The 14160-nt window shown below is 73.2% G+C and carries 14 protein-coding genes; 9 read left to right on the top strand and 5 right to left on the bottom strand.

Annotated features, from left to right (window positions below; all coding sequences use genetic code 11):
• Window positions 1–23: 23 nt before the first annotated feature.
• The gene (locus IW256_RS19350; protein WP_197012320.1) at window positions 24–791 is read right to left on the bottom strand and encodes an IclR family transcriptional regulator; all 768 of its coding nucleotides are present in this window, start codon (window positions 789–791) and stop codon (window positions 24–26) included.
• Window positions 792–1167: 376 nt separating this feature from the next.
• Between IW256_RS19350 and IW256_RS19345 the strand changes: the two genes are divergently transcribed.
• From IW256_RS19345 to IW256_RS19335, 3 genes are all read left to right on the top strand, one after another.
• On the top strand, window positions 1168–2058 hold the full coding sequence (locus IW256_RS19345; RefSeq protein ID WP_197012319.1) for an MIP/aquaporin family protein: 891 nt from the start codon (window positions 1168–1170) through the stop codon (window positions 2056–2058).
• A gap of 103 nt (window positions 2059–2161) precedes the next feature.
• Window positions 2162–3679 (top strand): glycerol kinase GlpK, encoded by a 1518-nt coding sequence (gene glpK, locus IW256_RS19340; protein ID WP_197012318.1) that lies wholly within the window; start codon window positions 2162–2164, stop codon window positions 3677–3679.
• A gap of 78 nt (window positions 3680–3757) precedes the next feature.
• Window positions 3758–5431 (top strand): glycerol-3-phosphate dehydrogenase/oxidase, encoded by a 1674-nt coding sequence (locus IW256_RS19335; protein ID WP_197012317.1) that lies wholly within the window; start codon window positions 3758–3760, stop codon window positions 5429–5431.
• 82 nt (window positions 5432–5513) lie between these two features.
• Here IW256_RS19335 and IW256_RS19330 read toward each other — a convergent pair whose 3' ends face one another.
• A complete protein-coding gene (locus IW256_RS19330; protein ID WP_197012316.1) occupies window positions 5514–6434 on the bottom strand; it encodes an alpha/beta hydrolase in 921 nt (306 codons plus the stop codon).
• Between the two features lie 205 nt (window positions 6435–6639).
• Between IW256_RS19330 and IW256_RS19325 the strand changes: the two genes are divergently transcribed.
• Entirely contained in the window at window positions 6640–6996 is a 357-nt protein-coding gene (locus IW256_RS19325; RefSeq protein ID WP_231404951.1) for a YciI family protein, read from the top strand.
• Window positions 6997–7039: 43 nt separating this feature from the next.
• Here IW256_RS19325 and IW256_RS19320 read toward each other — a convergent pair whose 3' ends face one another.
• Window positions 7040–8251, bottom strand: a complete 1212-nt coding sequence (locus IW256_RS19320) for an MFS transporter (RefSeq protein ID WP_197012314.1) — start codon at window positions 8249–8251, stop codon at window positions 7040–7042.
• 318 nt (window positions 8252–8569) lie between these two features.
• On the opposite strand from IW256_RS19320, the gene IW256_RS19315 reads away from it, so the two are divergent.
• From IW256_RS19315 to IW256_RS19300, 4 genes are all read left to right on the top strand, one after another.
• Window positions 8570–9337: an SDR family NAD(P)-dependent oxidoreductase gene (locus IW256_RS19315; RefSeq protein ID WP_197012313.1), complete on the top strand. Its 768-nt coding sequence runs from the start codon at window positions 8570–8572 to the stop codon at window positions 9335–9337.
• Window positions 9338–9412: 75 nt separating this feature from the next.
• Window positions 9413–9763 (top strand): NAD(P)H-binding protein, encoded by a 351-nt coding sequence (locus IW256_RS19310; protein ID WP_197012312.1) that lies wholly within the window; start codon window positions 9413–9415, stop codon window positions 9761–9763.
• Window positions 9760–10788, top strand: a complete 1029-nt coding sequence (locus IW256_RS19305) for an RNA polymerase sigma-70 factor (protein WP_197012311.1) — start codon at window positions 9760–9762, stop codon at window positions 10786–10788. The genes IW256_RS19310 and IW256_RS19305 overlap by 4 nt, the downstream gene beginning before the upstream one ends.
• Before the next feature lie 326 nt (window positions 10789–11114).
• A complete protein-coding gene (locus IW256_RS19300) occupies window positions 11115–11663 on the top strand; it encodes an AAA family ATPase (RefSeq protein ID WP_197012310.1) in 549 nt (182 codons plus the stop codon).
• Window positions 11664–11690: 27 nt separating this feature from the next.
• Here IW256_RS19300 and IW256_RS19295 read toward each other — a convergent pair whose 3' ends face one another.
• Entirely contained in the window at window positions 11691–12836 is a 1146-nt protein-coding gene (locus IW256_RS19295; protein ID WP_197012309.1) for an FAD-dependent oxidoreductase, read from the bottom strand.
• Between the two features lie 89 nt (window positions 12837–12925).
• On the opposite strand from IW256_RS19295, the gene IW256_RS19290 reads away from it, so the two are divergent.
• Window positions 12926–13516: a TetR/AcrR family transcriptional regulator gene (locus IW256_RS19290; protein ID WP_197012308.1), complete on the top strand. Its 591-nt coding sequence runs from the start codon at window positions 12926–12928 to the stop codon at window positions 13514–13516.
• Here the strand turns inward: IW256_RS19290 and IW256_RS19285 are convergent.
• Window positions 13513–14112: a GNAT family N-acetyltransferase gene (locus IW256_RS19285; RefSeq protein WP_307828964.1), complete on the bottom strand. Its 600-nt coding sequence runs from the start codon at window positions 14110–14112 to the stop codon at window positions 13513–13515. The genes IW256_RS19290 and IW256_RS19285 overlap by 4 nt on opposite strands.
• Between the last annotated feature and the right edge of the window lie 48 nt (window positions 14113–14160).

Genomic DNA, 14160 nt, shown 5'->3' with positions numbered 1-14160 from the left:
CCGGGGCCGGGGGGACGGGCGGGTCACCAGCGGGAGGCGCCGAGGTCCCGGGAGACGGCGCGGGCGGCGTCACGGACGTAGCCGACCAGGGCGGGGTCGGGCACGCGCCCGGCGTCGCAGATCCGCTCGACCGCGCCCGACACCCCGATCGCGCCGACGACCAGCCCGCCGTACCCGCGGATCGGGGCGGCGATGGAGGCCTCGCCGAGCGCGATCTCCTCGATCTCGGCCGCCCACCCCTGCTCGCGGACGCGGGTGAGGGCGCGGGCCAGGGCGCGGTGGTCGGTGATGGTGCGGCGGCAGTAGGACTCCAGCTCGGTGCCTCGGATGGAGGCGGCGGCGTTGGCGTCGTGGGCGAGCAGGGCCTTGCCCAGGGCGCTGGCGTGCGGGGGCAGCAGCGTGCCGATGTCCATGGCCTGGAGCGAGTCGTCGGGGCGGAAGACGTGGTGGACCACCAGGATCTTGCCGTCCAGCAGGGTGCCGATGCGGACGGCCTCGCCGCTGCGGGCGGCCAGGGCGTCGGCCCAGTTGATGGCGCGGGAGCGCAGCTCGTTGACGTCCAGGTAGCTGGTGCCCAGGTGCAGCAGGGCCGCGCCGAGCCGGTACTTGCCGCTGGCCTCGTCCTGCTCGACGAAGCCGACCCGGACGAGGGTGCGCAGGATGCCGTGGACGGTGCCGCGGGCCAGGCCCAGGGAGCCGGCCAGCTCGCCCACCCCGAGCCGTCCGGAGCTGGCCGCCAGCAGCCGCAGGATGGCGGCGGCGCGCTCGATCGACTGCACCGGTCCCGGCATGCGGCCGATCCTAAGGCGGCCGCGAGGGTGCCGACAATGTCGGCACCCGCCGTCATGACGACGAAAAGGGGAGCGAACTGCCCGAACTCTGTGATCTGGGGCATATCGGGGAGCGTAATGGGCCCATGGCGGCAGCGAAAGCGTTCGACATTGTCGACACATGTACGTTGACCGCCTTCATGTAGGCATTTAGCGTCCTCGGCAGCCGAAGGTCTCCCCATGCTCGCCGGTGAGGGGCCCCGAGGCGGGGCGTCCACGGGCCCGCTCCCCACCCAGGGCCCGCACGGTCGGCGAGCCGGTCCTTCGAGCCCATGGACCGGCCCGCCCGGCCGGCCGGACGCCCTCCCACCCCCGCTTGCCAAGGAGGGCAAGGCTCATGGCGGAAACGAGCTCAGCGGACAGGAAGAAGGCCGGCGGCCGGGCCGGCCCCCCGGCCGAACCCGTCACCGGCCCCGTCGGCCCGCTCGGCGCGGTGGCGGCCGAGTTCGCCGGGACGATGATCCTCATCCTGTTCGGCGTCGGCGTGGTCGCCCAGGTCGCGGGCGCGGAGATCGGCGACCACGACAGCATCGCCTGGGCCTGGGGCCTGGGCGTCACCCTGGCGATCTACGTCGCGGCCCGCGCCAGCGGCGCCCACCTCAACCCGGCCGTCACCTTCGCGCTGGCGGTCTTCCGCGACTTCCCCTGGCGCAGGGTCGCCCCGTACATGCTGGCGCAGACCGCCGGCGCGTTCGTGGCGGCGCTGATCGTACGGTGGAACTACTCCGAGGTGCTGGCCAAGGCCGACCCCGGGCACACGATCAAGACCCAGGGCGTGTTCTCCACCCTCCCGGGCAACGGCGAACTCCCCGTGGGCACCATGGGCGGCCTGCGCGACCAGATCATCGGCACCGCGATCCTGCTGTTCCTGGTCCTGGCGATCACCGACGCCCGCAACGACGGCCCCGCCGCCAACCTGGCACCGCTGATGATCGGCCTGGTCGTGGTGGCGATCGGGATGGCCTGGGGCACCAACGCCGGATACGCGATCAACCCGGCCCGCGACTTCGGGCCCCGGCTGGCCTCCTTCCTCACCGGGTACGGGGGCGCCTGGCGCGACCAGTACGGCGACCTGTACTTCTGGGTCCCGATCATCGGCCCCCTGGTGGGCGGCGTGCTGGGCGCCGGCCTCTACAAGACCCTGATCGGGCGCTTCCTGCCCGGCCGGGACGAGCCCGTCCCCGAACCCGCGCCGTCCCCGGCCCGCGTTCCCGCCGAGCCCGCCTGAACGCGCCCCGGTCACCGCGCCCGCACGGCACGATGCTGCGGGCACGGTGCGTCCGGCACGGCGCGCCGGGCCCCTTCCGTCCCCCTGAGGAGGATCACACCCCATGAGCGAGTTCGTCGGAGCGGTCGACCAGGGTACGACCAGTACCCGGTTCATGATCTTCGACCATGGCGGCAACGAGGTCGCCCGCCACCAGCTGGAGCACGAGCAGATCCTGCCTCAGGCGGGGTGGGTCGAGCACAACCCCACCGAGATCTGGGAACGCACCCGCGCCGTCATCGAGACCGCGCTCACCAAGGCGAACCTGCGCCACACCGACCTGGCCGCGCTGGGCATCACCAACCAGCGGGAGACGGCGGTGGTGTGGGACCGCCGTACGGGCCGCCCCTACTACAACGCGATCGTGTGGCAGGACACCCGCACCGACCGGATCGCCTCCGCGCTGGAACGGGAGGGCAAGGGCGACGTCATCCGCCGCAAGGCGGGCCTGCCGCCGGCCACCTACTTCTCCGGCGGCAAGATCCAGTGGATCCTGGAGAACGTCGAGGGGGTCCGCGAGGCCGCCGAGAACGGCGACGCGATCTTCGGTACGACCGACAGCTGGCTGCTGTGGAACCTCACCGGCGGGACCGACGGCGGCGTGCACGTCACCGACGTCACCAACGCCAGCCGCACCATGCTGATGGACCTGGAGACCCTCGACTGGGACGACGAGCTGCTGTCGTTCTTCGGCATCCCGCGCGCCATGCTCCCGAAGATCCGTCCCTCCTCGGACCCGCGCGGCTACGGCGTCACCCGCGCCGGCGGCCCGCTGAGCGGGGAGGTGCCGCTGACCGCCGCGCTGGGCGACCAGCAGGCGGCCACGGTCGGGCAGGTCTGCTTCGAGCCCGGCCAGGCCAAGAACACCTACGGCACGGGCAACTTCCTTCTCCTCAACACCGGCACCGAACTGGTCCGCTCCTCCAACGGCCTCCTCACCACCGTCTGCTACCGCTTCGGCGAGGACGCCCCCGTGTACGCGCTGGAGGGGTCGATCGCGGTGACGGGCTCGGCGGTGCAGTGGCTGCGCGACCAGCTGGGCGTCATCTCCGGCGCCGCGCAGAGCGAGTCGCTGGCCCGGCAGGTGGACGACAACGGCGGCGTGTACTTCGTCCCGGCCTTCTCCGGCCTGTTCGCCCCGTACTGGCGCAGCGACGCCCGCGGCGCCATCGTCGGCCTGTCCCGCTACAACACCAACGCCCACGTCGCCCGCGCGACGCTCGAAGCCATCTGCTACCAGACCCGCGACGTCGTCGAGGCGATGCGCGAGGACTCCGGCGTCTCCCTGGACGTGCTCAAGGTCGACGGCGGCGTCACCGCCAACGAACTGTGCATGCAGATCCAGGCCGACATCCTCGGCGTCCCCGTGTCACGGCCGGTGGTCGCCGAGACCACCGCGCTGGGCGCCGCCTACGCCGCCGGCCTGGCCACCGGCTTCTGGAAGTCCACCGCCGAACTCGGCAGCAACTGGAACGAGGACCGGCGCTGGACGCCCACCTGGGACGGCGAGCAGCGCGAGCACGGCTACGCCGGCTGGAAGAAGGCCGTCCAGCGCACCCTCGACTGGGTCGACGTCAGCTGACCGACCGCCCGGGGCGGGCCGGACCCGGCGACCGGCCCGCCCCACCGCACCGCTCACCTCTCCCCTCGAGGAGCACACGTGAAATCGGTACCCCTGGGACCGCAACACCGCCAGGCCGCCCTGCGGCGGCTGGCCGACACCGAGTTCGACGTGCTGGTGGTCGGCGGAGGCATCGTCGGCGCCGGGACCGCCCTGGACGCCACGGCCCGCGGCCTGACGGTGGCGCTGGTCGAGGCCCGCGACTGGGCGGCGGGCACCTCCAGCCGCTCCAGCAAGCTCGTCCACGGCGGCCTGCGCTACCTGGAGCAGCGCGACTTCGGGCTGGTCCGCGAGGCGCTGCGCGAGCGCGCGCTGCTGCTGACCCGGCTCGCCCCGCACCTGGTACGCCCCGTCCCCTTCCTCTACCCGCTGCGGCACCGCATGTGGGAACGCTGCTACGTCGGCGCCGGCGTCACCCTCTACGACTCCATGGGCGGCGCCCGGGTGATGCCCCGGCACCGCCAGCTCACCAGGGGAGCGGCGCTGCGCGAGGCCCCCGGGCTGCGCGCCGACGCCCTGGTCGGCGCCATCCAGTACTACGACGCGCAGGTGGACGACGCCCGCTACACGATGACGGTCGCCCGTACCGCCGCGCACTACGGCGCCTGCGTGGCGACCCGGGTGGAGGCGACCGGCTTCCTGCGCGAGGGCCAGCGGGTGACCGGGGCGTCGGTGCGCGACGCCGAGACCGGCGAGACGATCGCGGTACGGGCCCGCCGGGTCGTCAACGCCACCGGCGTGTGGACCGACGGCGCGGGCCGGATGGCCGGCACCCGCACCCCCTTCAGCGTCCGCGCGTCCAAGGGCGTGCACCTGCTGGTGCGCCGGGACCGGATCCTGCTCAACACCGGGCTGATCGCCCGGACCGCCAAGAGCGTCCTGTTCGTGATCCCGTGGGGCCGGCACTGGATCATCGGCACCACCGACACCCCCTGGGACCGCGGCCCCGACGGCCCGGCCCCCGACGCGGCCGACGTCGACTACCTGCTCGACCAGGTCAACGCGCTGGTACGGGTCCCCCTGACCCGCGAGGACGTGGAGGGCGTCTACGCGGGCCTGCGCCCCCTGCTGTCGGGCGAGGCCGACGACACCACGCGGCTGTCGCGCGAGCACACCGTCGCCGAACCCGTCCCGGGCCTGATCGTGGTGACCGGCGGCAAGTTCACCACCTACCGGGTGATGGCCCAGGACGCCGTGGACGCGGCCGTCGAGGGCCTGGACGCGTCCGTCCCCGAGTCGGTCACCGCGCGCCTGCCGATCCTGGGCGCGGTCGGCTACGAGGTCCTGTGGAACGAGCGGCGCCGCCTGGCCGCCGACTCCGGCCTCCACGTCGCCCGCGTCGAGCACCTGCTCGACCGCTACGGGTCGTGCGTCCACGAACTGCTGGCCCTCATCGCCCAGGACCCGTCCCTGGGCGAGCCCGTCCCGGGCGCCCCCGACTACCTGCGCGCCGAGGCGGTGTACGCCGTCACCCACGAGGGCGCCCTGCACCTGGAGGACGTGCTGGCGCGCCGCACGCGGATCACGATGGAGGAACGCGACGGGGGCCGGGCCGCCTGCGCCCACGTGGGCGAGCTGATCGCGCCGCTGCTGGGCTGGGACGCCGCCGACCTGGCCGGCGAGATCGACCGGTACCTGCGCTACCTCCAGGCCGAACGCGGCGAGGACGACCTGGAGGCCGGAGACCCCGCCGCCTGCCCGGCCCCCGCCTGACCGCCCGCGCACCGTCCCGTCCGCCGGGCGCCACCGGTGGGCGGGCGCCCGTGCCATCCGCCCGTGCCATCCGCCCGGCCGCTCAGGCCGGGAGCAGGACGTCCCGGACGGCCGCGCCGATGCGGGCGACGGCCTCGGCGGGGCGCCGGGCGAACGACCCCCAGCCCAGGAACCCGTGGTCCAGGCCGGTGCCGCCGATCAGGACGGTGCGGACGCCGGCCGAACGCAGCCGCTCCGCGTACCGCTCGGCCTGCGGGCGCAGCCTGTCGTACTCGGCGGTCGCGATGACCGCCGGCGGGAGCCCGGACAGGTCGGGCGCCGTCAGCGGGGACACCTCGGGCAGGGCCGGGTCGGTCCCGGCGAGGTAGAGCCGGACGATCCGGTCGAGACCGGACGGCCCGAACTCGAGCCCGTCGGGGTCGGGCGGGGCCGGTGGCACCTCCCGCAGGTCCACGGCCGGGTAGAGCAGCACCTGTGCCGCCAGAGCGTCACCGCCGCCGCGCAGGTGCAGGGCGGCCGACGCGGCGAGCTGACCGCCCGCGCTGTCACCGGCCACCCCGATGCGCTCCGCGTCCAGCCCCAGGTCCCGGGCCCGCGCGGCGACCTGCGGAACGGCGGCGGCAGCGTCGTCCAGCGGGGCGGGAAAGGGCGCCTCGGGCGGGCGCCGGTAGTCCACCGACACCCAGGCCAGGCCGCTGGCCACCGCCAGAGCGCGTACGACCGGGTCGTAGCTCTCCACGTCACCGAGGATCCAGCCGCCGCCGTGGAAGTACACCAGCGCTGGCAGGGGAGCGGCGGACCGCGGCCGGTACAGGCGCGCCCGCAGGGGACCGGCGGGGCCGTCGAGGGCGAGGTCCCGCACCACCTCGACGGCGGGGCGGGGGAGCGGGGCCAGATCCGCGGCGTGCTCGCGGCGGAGCCGGCCGACCGAACGGGGGCCGGCGGGAGGGGCCGAGGCCAGCCGCCGTCGCATGAAGGCCAGGTAGTCGGGGTCGCGGCCCATGATCCTCCGGCGGGACGCGGTGGACGGTGACCCTCGCAAGGCTACCCACGCCCGCATCAACCTTACTTTGTCAAGGTCGCGGGCAGAAGAAATATCCAGAGGTATGTCTGTATCGCGGGGGCCCGTTCGTCGTCATGGTGAACGGCGGCGGCACCGGGCAGGTGCCCCGCGCACCCGACACGACATGGAGTCACCTGTGAAATACATGCTGCTGATCAACAGTGCCGCCGCGGCCGAGGCGGCCACCGGCGGGAAAGAAGAGGTCTGCGCGGACTCCTATGGGGACTGGGTGGCCTACGACAAGTCCGTGAAGGACGCCGGGATCCTGGTCGACGCCCACTCGCTGGCCGATCTGACCACCGCCACCACGGTCCGGATCGGCCCGGCGGGGGAGCGGACGATCACCGACGGGCCGTTCGCCGAGACGCGCGAGATCCTGGGCGGCTACTACGTCATCGACGTGCCCGACCTCGACGTCGCGCTCGACTGGGCGGCCCGCTGCCCCGGCGCGCGGCGCGGCGGCTCGGTGGTGGTGCGGCCGGTGGCCGAGTTCGAGGACTGACGGTCCGGCGCGCCGCGCGAGGCCGCGCCGGACCGAAGGCCCGTCACGGCCCCCGCGTGCCGGCCGCGGCCGCGACCGCGAACGCGCCGACCCCGATCAGCGCCGCGGTCGCGGCCGCCGGGCCCAGGTCGAAGAGCCGACCGACCATCAGTTCTCCGGCGAAGGAGAACATCCCGGCGCAGAACGCCAGCACGCCGTAGTACGAGCCGAAGCGCTCGGCCGGTGCGTGGCGGGCGGCGCGCTGGAAGATCGCCGGCTGGATCAGCCCGTTCGCGACGCCGTTGAGGACGGCCGCGAGCATCAGCGGGCCCGTCTGCGTGCCGTCCAGCGGAGCGAGGACGAAGAACGCCGCCGCCGCGCACAGCAGGCCGAGGCGCAGCACCCACGGGCGCTCGCCTCGCCGGCCGGCGGCGACGAAGGGCTGGGCGGCCGCGGCGACCGCGGCCAGGACGCAGAAGCAGAGGGTGGCCGCGCCGGAGGTGAAACCAAGGAGCGGTACGGCGGTCATGATGTGGTTGGCGAGCAGCGTCGTGGGAGCTGTCATCAGTGCGAAGAGCAGGAACCTCCGGTCTCTGAGCACCATCCCCACCCCCGCGAAGACGTGGCGGAAGCGCGCCGCTGCCGGTTCCTGCGCGGGGTGGGGCAGGAGGAGGAACAGGACGCCGCCGACCGTCCACAAGGCGGCGGCCGTTCCTGTCAGGACCGGGAACCCGGGGCCAAGGGAAAGGAGGGCGAGCCCGAGGGGCGGGCCCAGGACCGTGGCGCTGTGCTGGGCGACGACATAGGCGGCGAAGCCGCGGGACCGGAGGGCGGGGGAGACGCCGGCCAGCAGGCTCTGGGCCGCGGGGTTGTAGAGCGCGCCGCCCGCGGCGAGGACGACGGCCGCGCACAGCAGCGCGCCCACGCCTTCGGCGGCTCCGAGCAGGACGAACCCCAGGGCGCGCAGCGCGCAGGCGGCCGCCCCGGTCCGGCGCGCGCCGAGCAGGTCGGTGACCGCGCCGACCGGCAGCAGGAGCGCGAACTGCAGGCCGACCCGTACCCCGAGGATCAGGCCGACCGTGCCGGCCAGCAGGCCCAGGTCGTGCCGGAGGTGGGCGACCAGGTGCGCCATCACCGCGAAGAAGCCCATGCAGGAGGCGAACTGGATCGCGACCACCGTCACGATCAGCCGGTGGCCGGACGGGTCGGCGGGCGGCTCGGGCGCGAGGGAGGCGGGGGCGGCGGCGATCACGGGTGAGAGCACACCAGACGGCATCCGGTCAGTCCAATACGGATATGGCGCATGATCCGATAGGTGAACCCATATCGGCCTGTGCGGAGGCGTGCGACCGGGAGTTCATGGAAGGCCGATCGGCGCTGGTCGTCACCGCCTGGTGCCGCTCTCGCTCGGGCTGTTCGCGGAGCCGAACCCCGCGGTGATCAGTGCCGTAGGGCCGCCGCTCCTGGCCGCCTCCCCGGACGCGGCGCGGCGCCGGAGTCTCGCCGGAGTGGGCGGGATGTCACAGGGGGCCGGGCTGTCTCGTCTCGGGGCTCGAAGAAGGCAACCGAGGGATCCCGTAGTAAGGAGCCGATCATGGGCGAGAGGGCCACACACCAGAGGATCGCGCTGGTCACCGGGGCGAACAAGGGGATCGGGCGTGCGGCTGCCGAGCTGCTCGCCGGGCAGGGCATGACGGTCCTGATCGGGGCCAGAGACCCGAGGCGCGGTGAACAGGCCGCCGCGGCGCTGCGCGCGGCGGGCGGTGCCGCGCACGCGGTCGATCTGGACGTCACCGACCAGGCGACCGCCCGGGAGGCCGCGGGGTGGATCGGGGCGCGCTTCGGCCACCTCGACGTACTGGTCAACAACGCCGGCATCACCGGTTCCGGGCAGGTCTCGCCCGAAGACGCCCACGATCAGGTCCCCGGTTCGGTCGACCTGGACATGGTCCGGACGGTGTTCGAGACCAACGTCTTCGGGGTGATCGCGGTGACCAACGCGATGCTGCCGCTGCTGCGGCGGTCACCGGCGCCGCGCATCGTCAACGTCAGCAGCCACGCCGCGTCGCTCAGCCTCACCAGCGACCCCGAGGGGCCCTTCCGAGGGTTGCTGCCCTCGGCCGCGTACACGCCCTCCAAGTCCGCGCTGAACGCGCTGACCGTGCAGTACGCCAACGAGCTGCGGAAGGACGGCATCCTCGTCAACGCCGTCGCACCCGGCTACGTCGACACCGACAGCAACGACCACAGCGGGCACCTCACCCCCGCGCAGGGCGCCGCGGTCGTGGTGCGCCTGGCCATGCTCGGCGCCGACGGGCCGACCGGAGGGTTCTTCGGCGAGGACGGCGTGGTGCCCTGGTGAGTGGATGTCACAGGTGGCCGGGGCTGTCTCGTCTCGGGTGTCACGGGCAGGTTCTGAACTGGAGGGGTGATGGTCATGCGGGTGTTCGTCGCAGGCGGGTCCGGGGTGGTGGGCCGGCGGTTGGTGCCGCAGCTGGTGGCACGGGGGCACCAGGTGACGGCGACGACGACGAACGCGGCCAGGCTGGACTCGTTGGAGCGACTGGGCGCGGAGGGCGTCGTGATGGACGGGCTGGAGGCGGCGTGCGCGGGTGCGAGGCGGCCCATGCGCGTCCCCGCCTGGCTGGCCCGGCCGCTCGCCGGAGACGTGGCGGTGGTGATGATGACCGAGGGACGCGGCTTCTCCAACGCCAAGGCCAAGGCCGAGCTCGGCTGGCGGTTGCGCCACCCCTCGTGGCGGCAGGGTTTCCGGGAGGAGCTGGCGTGACCCGGGTCGAGGAGTTCCAGGAACTTCGGCCGCTGCTGTTCTCGATCGCCTACCGGCTCCTGGGCAGCGTGAGCGAAGCCGAGGACGCGGTCCAGGAGACCTGGCTGCGTTATGAGGCCGCCCCCACGGCGCCCGCCTCGGCCAAGGCGTTCCTGGCGGCCGTGGTGACCCGGATATCGATCGACGTGCTGCGGTCGGCTCGCGTCCGGAGGGAGGCGTACGTCGGGCCGTGGTTGCCCGAGCCGCTGCTGACCGACCCGTACCAGGATCCTGAGCGTTCGGCGGAGCTGGCCGATTCGCTGTCGATGGCGGCGCTGCTGCTGCTTGAGCGGCTCAGCCCGCTCGAACGCGCCGTATTCGTGCTGCGAGAGGTGTTCGGGTTCGGGTTCCCCGAGGTCGCGTCGGCGGTGGGGCGGTCGGAGGCGGCGTGCCGCCAGCTCGTGGTGCGGGCGCGCCGCCATATGGAAGCGGGCCGGCCCCGGTTCGAGACCGACCGCGATGAGCGCGACGAGCTCGCCGGGAGATTTCTCGGCGCCTTCCGGGACGGGGATCTCGACGGGCTGGTGGAGCTGCTGGCCGCCGACGTCCAGATGATCGGGGACGGTGGCGGCAAGGCCCCGCAATGGGCCGATCGTTTCGTCGGTGCCGAGAACGTGGCCGGGGTGCTCGCCATGCTCGTCCCGCTGTTCGCCCGCATCGCGGCGACGGTGGAGCAGCATCAGGTGAACGGCCGGCCGGGTGCGATCTTCCGCGACCGGGACGGCAGTGTGCTCAACATCTGGGCGTTCGAGATCGTCGACGGGCGGATCCAGATGATCCGTTCGGTGAACAACCCCGACAAGCTCGGGCACATGGGTCCCGTGGCGGATGCCCGGGCGGCCCTCCGGGAGGCGAGCCAGGCTCGCCGGTCCACGCACGGGTTGCTCAAGGGGGCGACTGCGCCTCAGAACCAGGGGACCGGTACGGCCGGGCATCCCCGGCGCGCAAACCGTCCCGGGCGGGGAGTGGTCGGGCATGTGAGGTGAGGCCGGTCCGTCGAGTCCGAGGCCGACTTCGAGTCCGAGGGAGAGGGGAGGCGCCGGCCTGGCGCCGTCGCGCCGGGAGCAGGCGATGGCCGGGAACGTAGAGGCCACCCAGTGCAAGGAGACGACCTGCCGAACCTTACTTTGTCAAGCTGGGTGGCTCGATCTTTTTTCAACCATCACCACTACCTCTAAGCACCCCCTCACCGCTCCAAACCTCAAACTAGGAGGGAACCTCATACGCCACCCTGGCGTGCTCGAATAGGCCACGTCGTTGCTGTGAGCGTTCGACTTGTGCTGGTGAAGTGATCTGAAGGAGGAGAGGCCATATGGACGAGGCCGCGGGGGAACTCGTAGTGCTGAGCGGGCCTCCGGGGACGGGCAAGACGACGGTGGCGCGGATCATGGCCGACGAGGTCTTCCCGAGCGTGCACCTGCACACCGATGACTTCTGGGGTTACATCCGCCGGGGTGCGATCCTGCCGTACCTGCCGGAGGCCAGGCGGCAGAACGAGGTGGTGATCGGCGTTCTGGCGGAAGCGGCCTGCGGGTACGCGGGCGGCGGGTTCCATGTGGTGGTGGACGGTGTGGTGGGGCCGTGGTTCGTGGACCGGTTCACCGAGGCCGCCGGTGGGCGAGGTCTCGAACTGCACTACGTGGTGCTCCGCGCCGACGAGGCGACCACGCTGGAGCGGGGGATGGCTCGTGGTGAGGGTGAGCTGACCGATCCGGAGGCGTTGCGGGGGATGTACGCGCAGTTCGCCGATCTGGGACGGCTGGAGGCGCACGTGCTGGAGACCGGTGCGCTGGACGTGGCGGAGACGGTGGCCGCCGTACGGGAGGGGGTGGCCGCGGGGCGGTTCCGGCTGGGGGGCTGAACGCGTGCCTGCCGGGCGGGGGTGTCGTCAGGTGCGGGCCGGGGGTTGCCAGGCGAAGAGGAAGTCTCCTTGGCGCAGTACCACGCCGGGGCCCATGTGCCCGGCCAGCCACAGGAGGGAGTCTCGGCCGGCGCGGGGGATCGTCGCGCTGATGCCGGCGAGGCGGCCGATCGTGTGGGAGCGCCGCATGACCTGGGTGGTGCGGGGGAGCCTGGCGCGGGTGTAGGCGGGCAGGCCGTCGCCGTCGGTGACCTCGTGGGCCAGGACGACGGCGTCTTCGGCTGCCTGGCATGCGCCCTGGCCGAGGTTGGGGGTCATGGGGTGGGCGGCGTCGCCGACGAGGGCGGTGCGGCCGCGGTGGAAGGCCGGGAGTGGGCGTGGCAGGTGGTGGATGTCGTTGCGGAGGATCCTGTCGGGGGTGACGGCGTCCAGGAGTTCGGGGATGGGGTCGTGCCAGGTTCCGAACAGTTCCTGTAGCCGGGCCTTCTCCTCCTCGGGGGTGCCGTGTTCACCGGGCGGTGCGGGCGCGGTGGCGTAGCAGTAGATCTGCCCTTCGCTCATCGGCATGACGCCGAAGACGGTGCCGGGGCCCCAGGTCTCCGACGCGTGGCCGGTGGCGGCGTGGGGGCTGGGGGTGGTCAGTCGCCAGGCGGTGGCGCCGGAGTAGCGGGGGCCGGGGTGGTCGGGGAAGAGGGCGGCCCGGGTGGGGGACTGGATTCCGTCGGCGCCGACGATGAGGTCGGCCTGGTCGGTGCCGTGGTCGGTGGTGACGGTGCCCTCGTCGGGGGAGATGCCGGTGACGGTGACGCCGAGGTGGAGGGTGCCGGGGGTCAGGAGGCCGGCGAGGACGTCGATGGTGGTGCTGCGCAGCAGGACGACGGTGGGGTCGCCGAAGCGGGTGGCGGCGGTTTGGGCGTTGGTGCGGCTGAGCCAGGTGCCGTTGGGGCGGCGGACGCCGCCGTCTCCCTGGAACGCGCCGCGTTGGCGTATGGGTTCGGCGGCGCCGATGGTTTCGAGGGCGCGCAGTGCGTTGGGGGCCATGGCGATGCCGGCGCCGACGGCTTCGAGGGCGGGGGCGCGTTCGTAGACGGTGACGGTCCAGCCCTTGTGCTGGAGGGCGGCGGCGGTGGTGAGTCCGCCGATGCCCGCGCCGATGACGATGGCGTGTGCCATGTGCTCTCCCACGTGGTGACTACGGCTGTAGTGGCCGGTGTGATGACTGTACTACGCCCATAGTCGGACTACGCCAGTAGTATCCGGGTGTGACGTCATCGCGTGCCGAGCTGATCGCCGACGCCTCCCTGTCGTTGCTGGTGGAGCGGGGCATGCGGGGGCTGACCCATCGGGCGGTGGACGAGGCGGCGGGGTTGCCGCCGGGCTCGACCTCCAATCTGGCCCGTACCCGCGCGGCGCTGCTGGAACTGACCTTGGTGCGGTTGACGGAGCTGGAGCGGGGCCGGTTGCGGGGGGTGGGGGTGCCGGAGGGGGAGCCGTTCCCGGGCGCGGAGGTGGGCCCGCCGCGGGAGTGGCTGGCCGAGGTGGTGGCACGGGTGCTGCACGGGCAGCTGACGGTGGACCGGCGGTGGACTCTGGCGCGGTTCGAGCTGGCGTTGGAGGCCACCCGCCGTCCGGAGCTGCGCGTGATCTATGACCGGAGCGGGCGGGGTTTCCGGGAGATGGTCGTGGAGCTGATGGTCGCGGCGGGGTCGGCCGATCCGGTGCGGCATGCGCGGGTGCTGCTGTCGTTCGCGGAGGGCGTGTTGTTCCACGCGCTGGCGGGCGCGGGTGAGGAGCCCGGTCTGGAGGAGTTGCGCACCTGGGCGGGAGAGGTGCTGGAGGGCTTGCTCGCCTAGGGCTGCGAGCCTGCGCCGTCGCGGGCCGGTGGGGTGGTCAGGGCGCGCCAGCGGTGGGCGTCGAGCCGGTACAGGACGTGGCGGTGCAGGGGGTGGCCGGCCGGGAGGTTGGGGTGGTCGAAGTCGTCGGCGGGGTCGTGGGTCATGCCGATGCGGTGCATGACGGCTCGGGAACGGTCGTTCGCCGTGGCGGTGAAGGAGACGATCTCTTGCAGGCCCTCGTCCTGGAAGCCGTGGGCCAGGGCGCGGCGGGCGGCCTCGGTGGCGTAGCCGTGCCCCCAGGCGTGGCGGGCCAGCCGCCATCCGATCTCGACGGAGGGTTGGAAGTGGGCGGGGAAGGCGGGTACCGACAGGCCGGTGAAGCCGATGAAGGTGCCGGTGGCGGTGACCTCGACCGCCCAGAGCCCGAATCCGTGGCGGCGGAATCCGTCCTGGATCCGGTCGGCGAGGGCGTCGCTTTGGGTGCGGGTGAGCGTGGCGGGGAAGTGGCGCATGGTCTCGGGGTCGGCGTTGAGTGCGGCGAAGGGTTCGCGGTCGCCGGGCCGCCAGGGCCGCAGGAGCAGGCGCGGGGTGGTCAGTACGGGTGCGTCGCCCACGGGGCCCGCCTCCTCTGACGGTGGTCTCGTTGTCGCGTCAGGCCCGAG

The sequence above is a fragment of the Actinomadura viridis genome (genome assembly GCF_015751755.1).
GTDB classification, from domain to species: Bacteria; Actinomycetota; Actinomycetes; order Streptosporangiales; family Streptosporangiaceae; genus Spirillospora; species Spirillospora viridis.
Note: the sequence above shows the minus strand (reverse complement) of the source record. Positions and strands in the feature narration are given on the sequence as shown.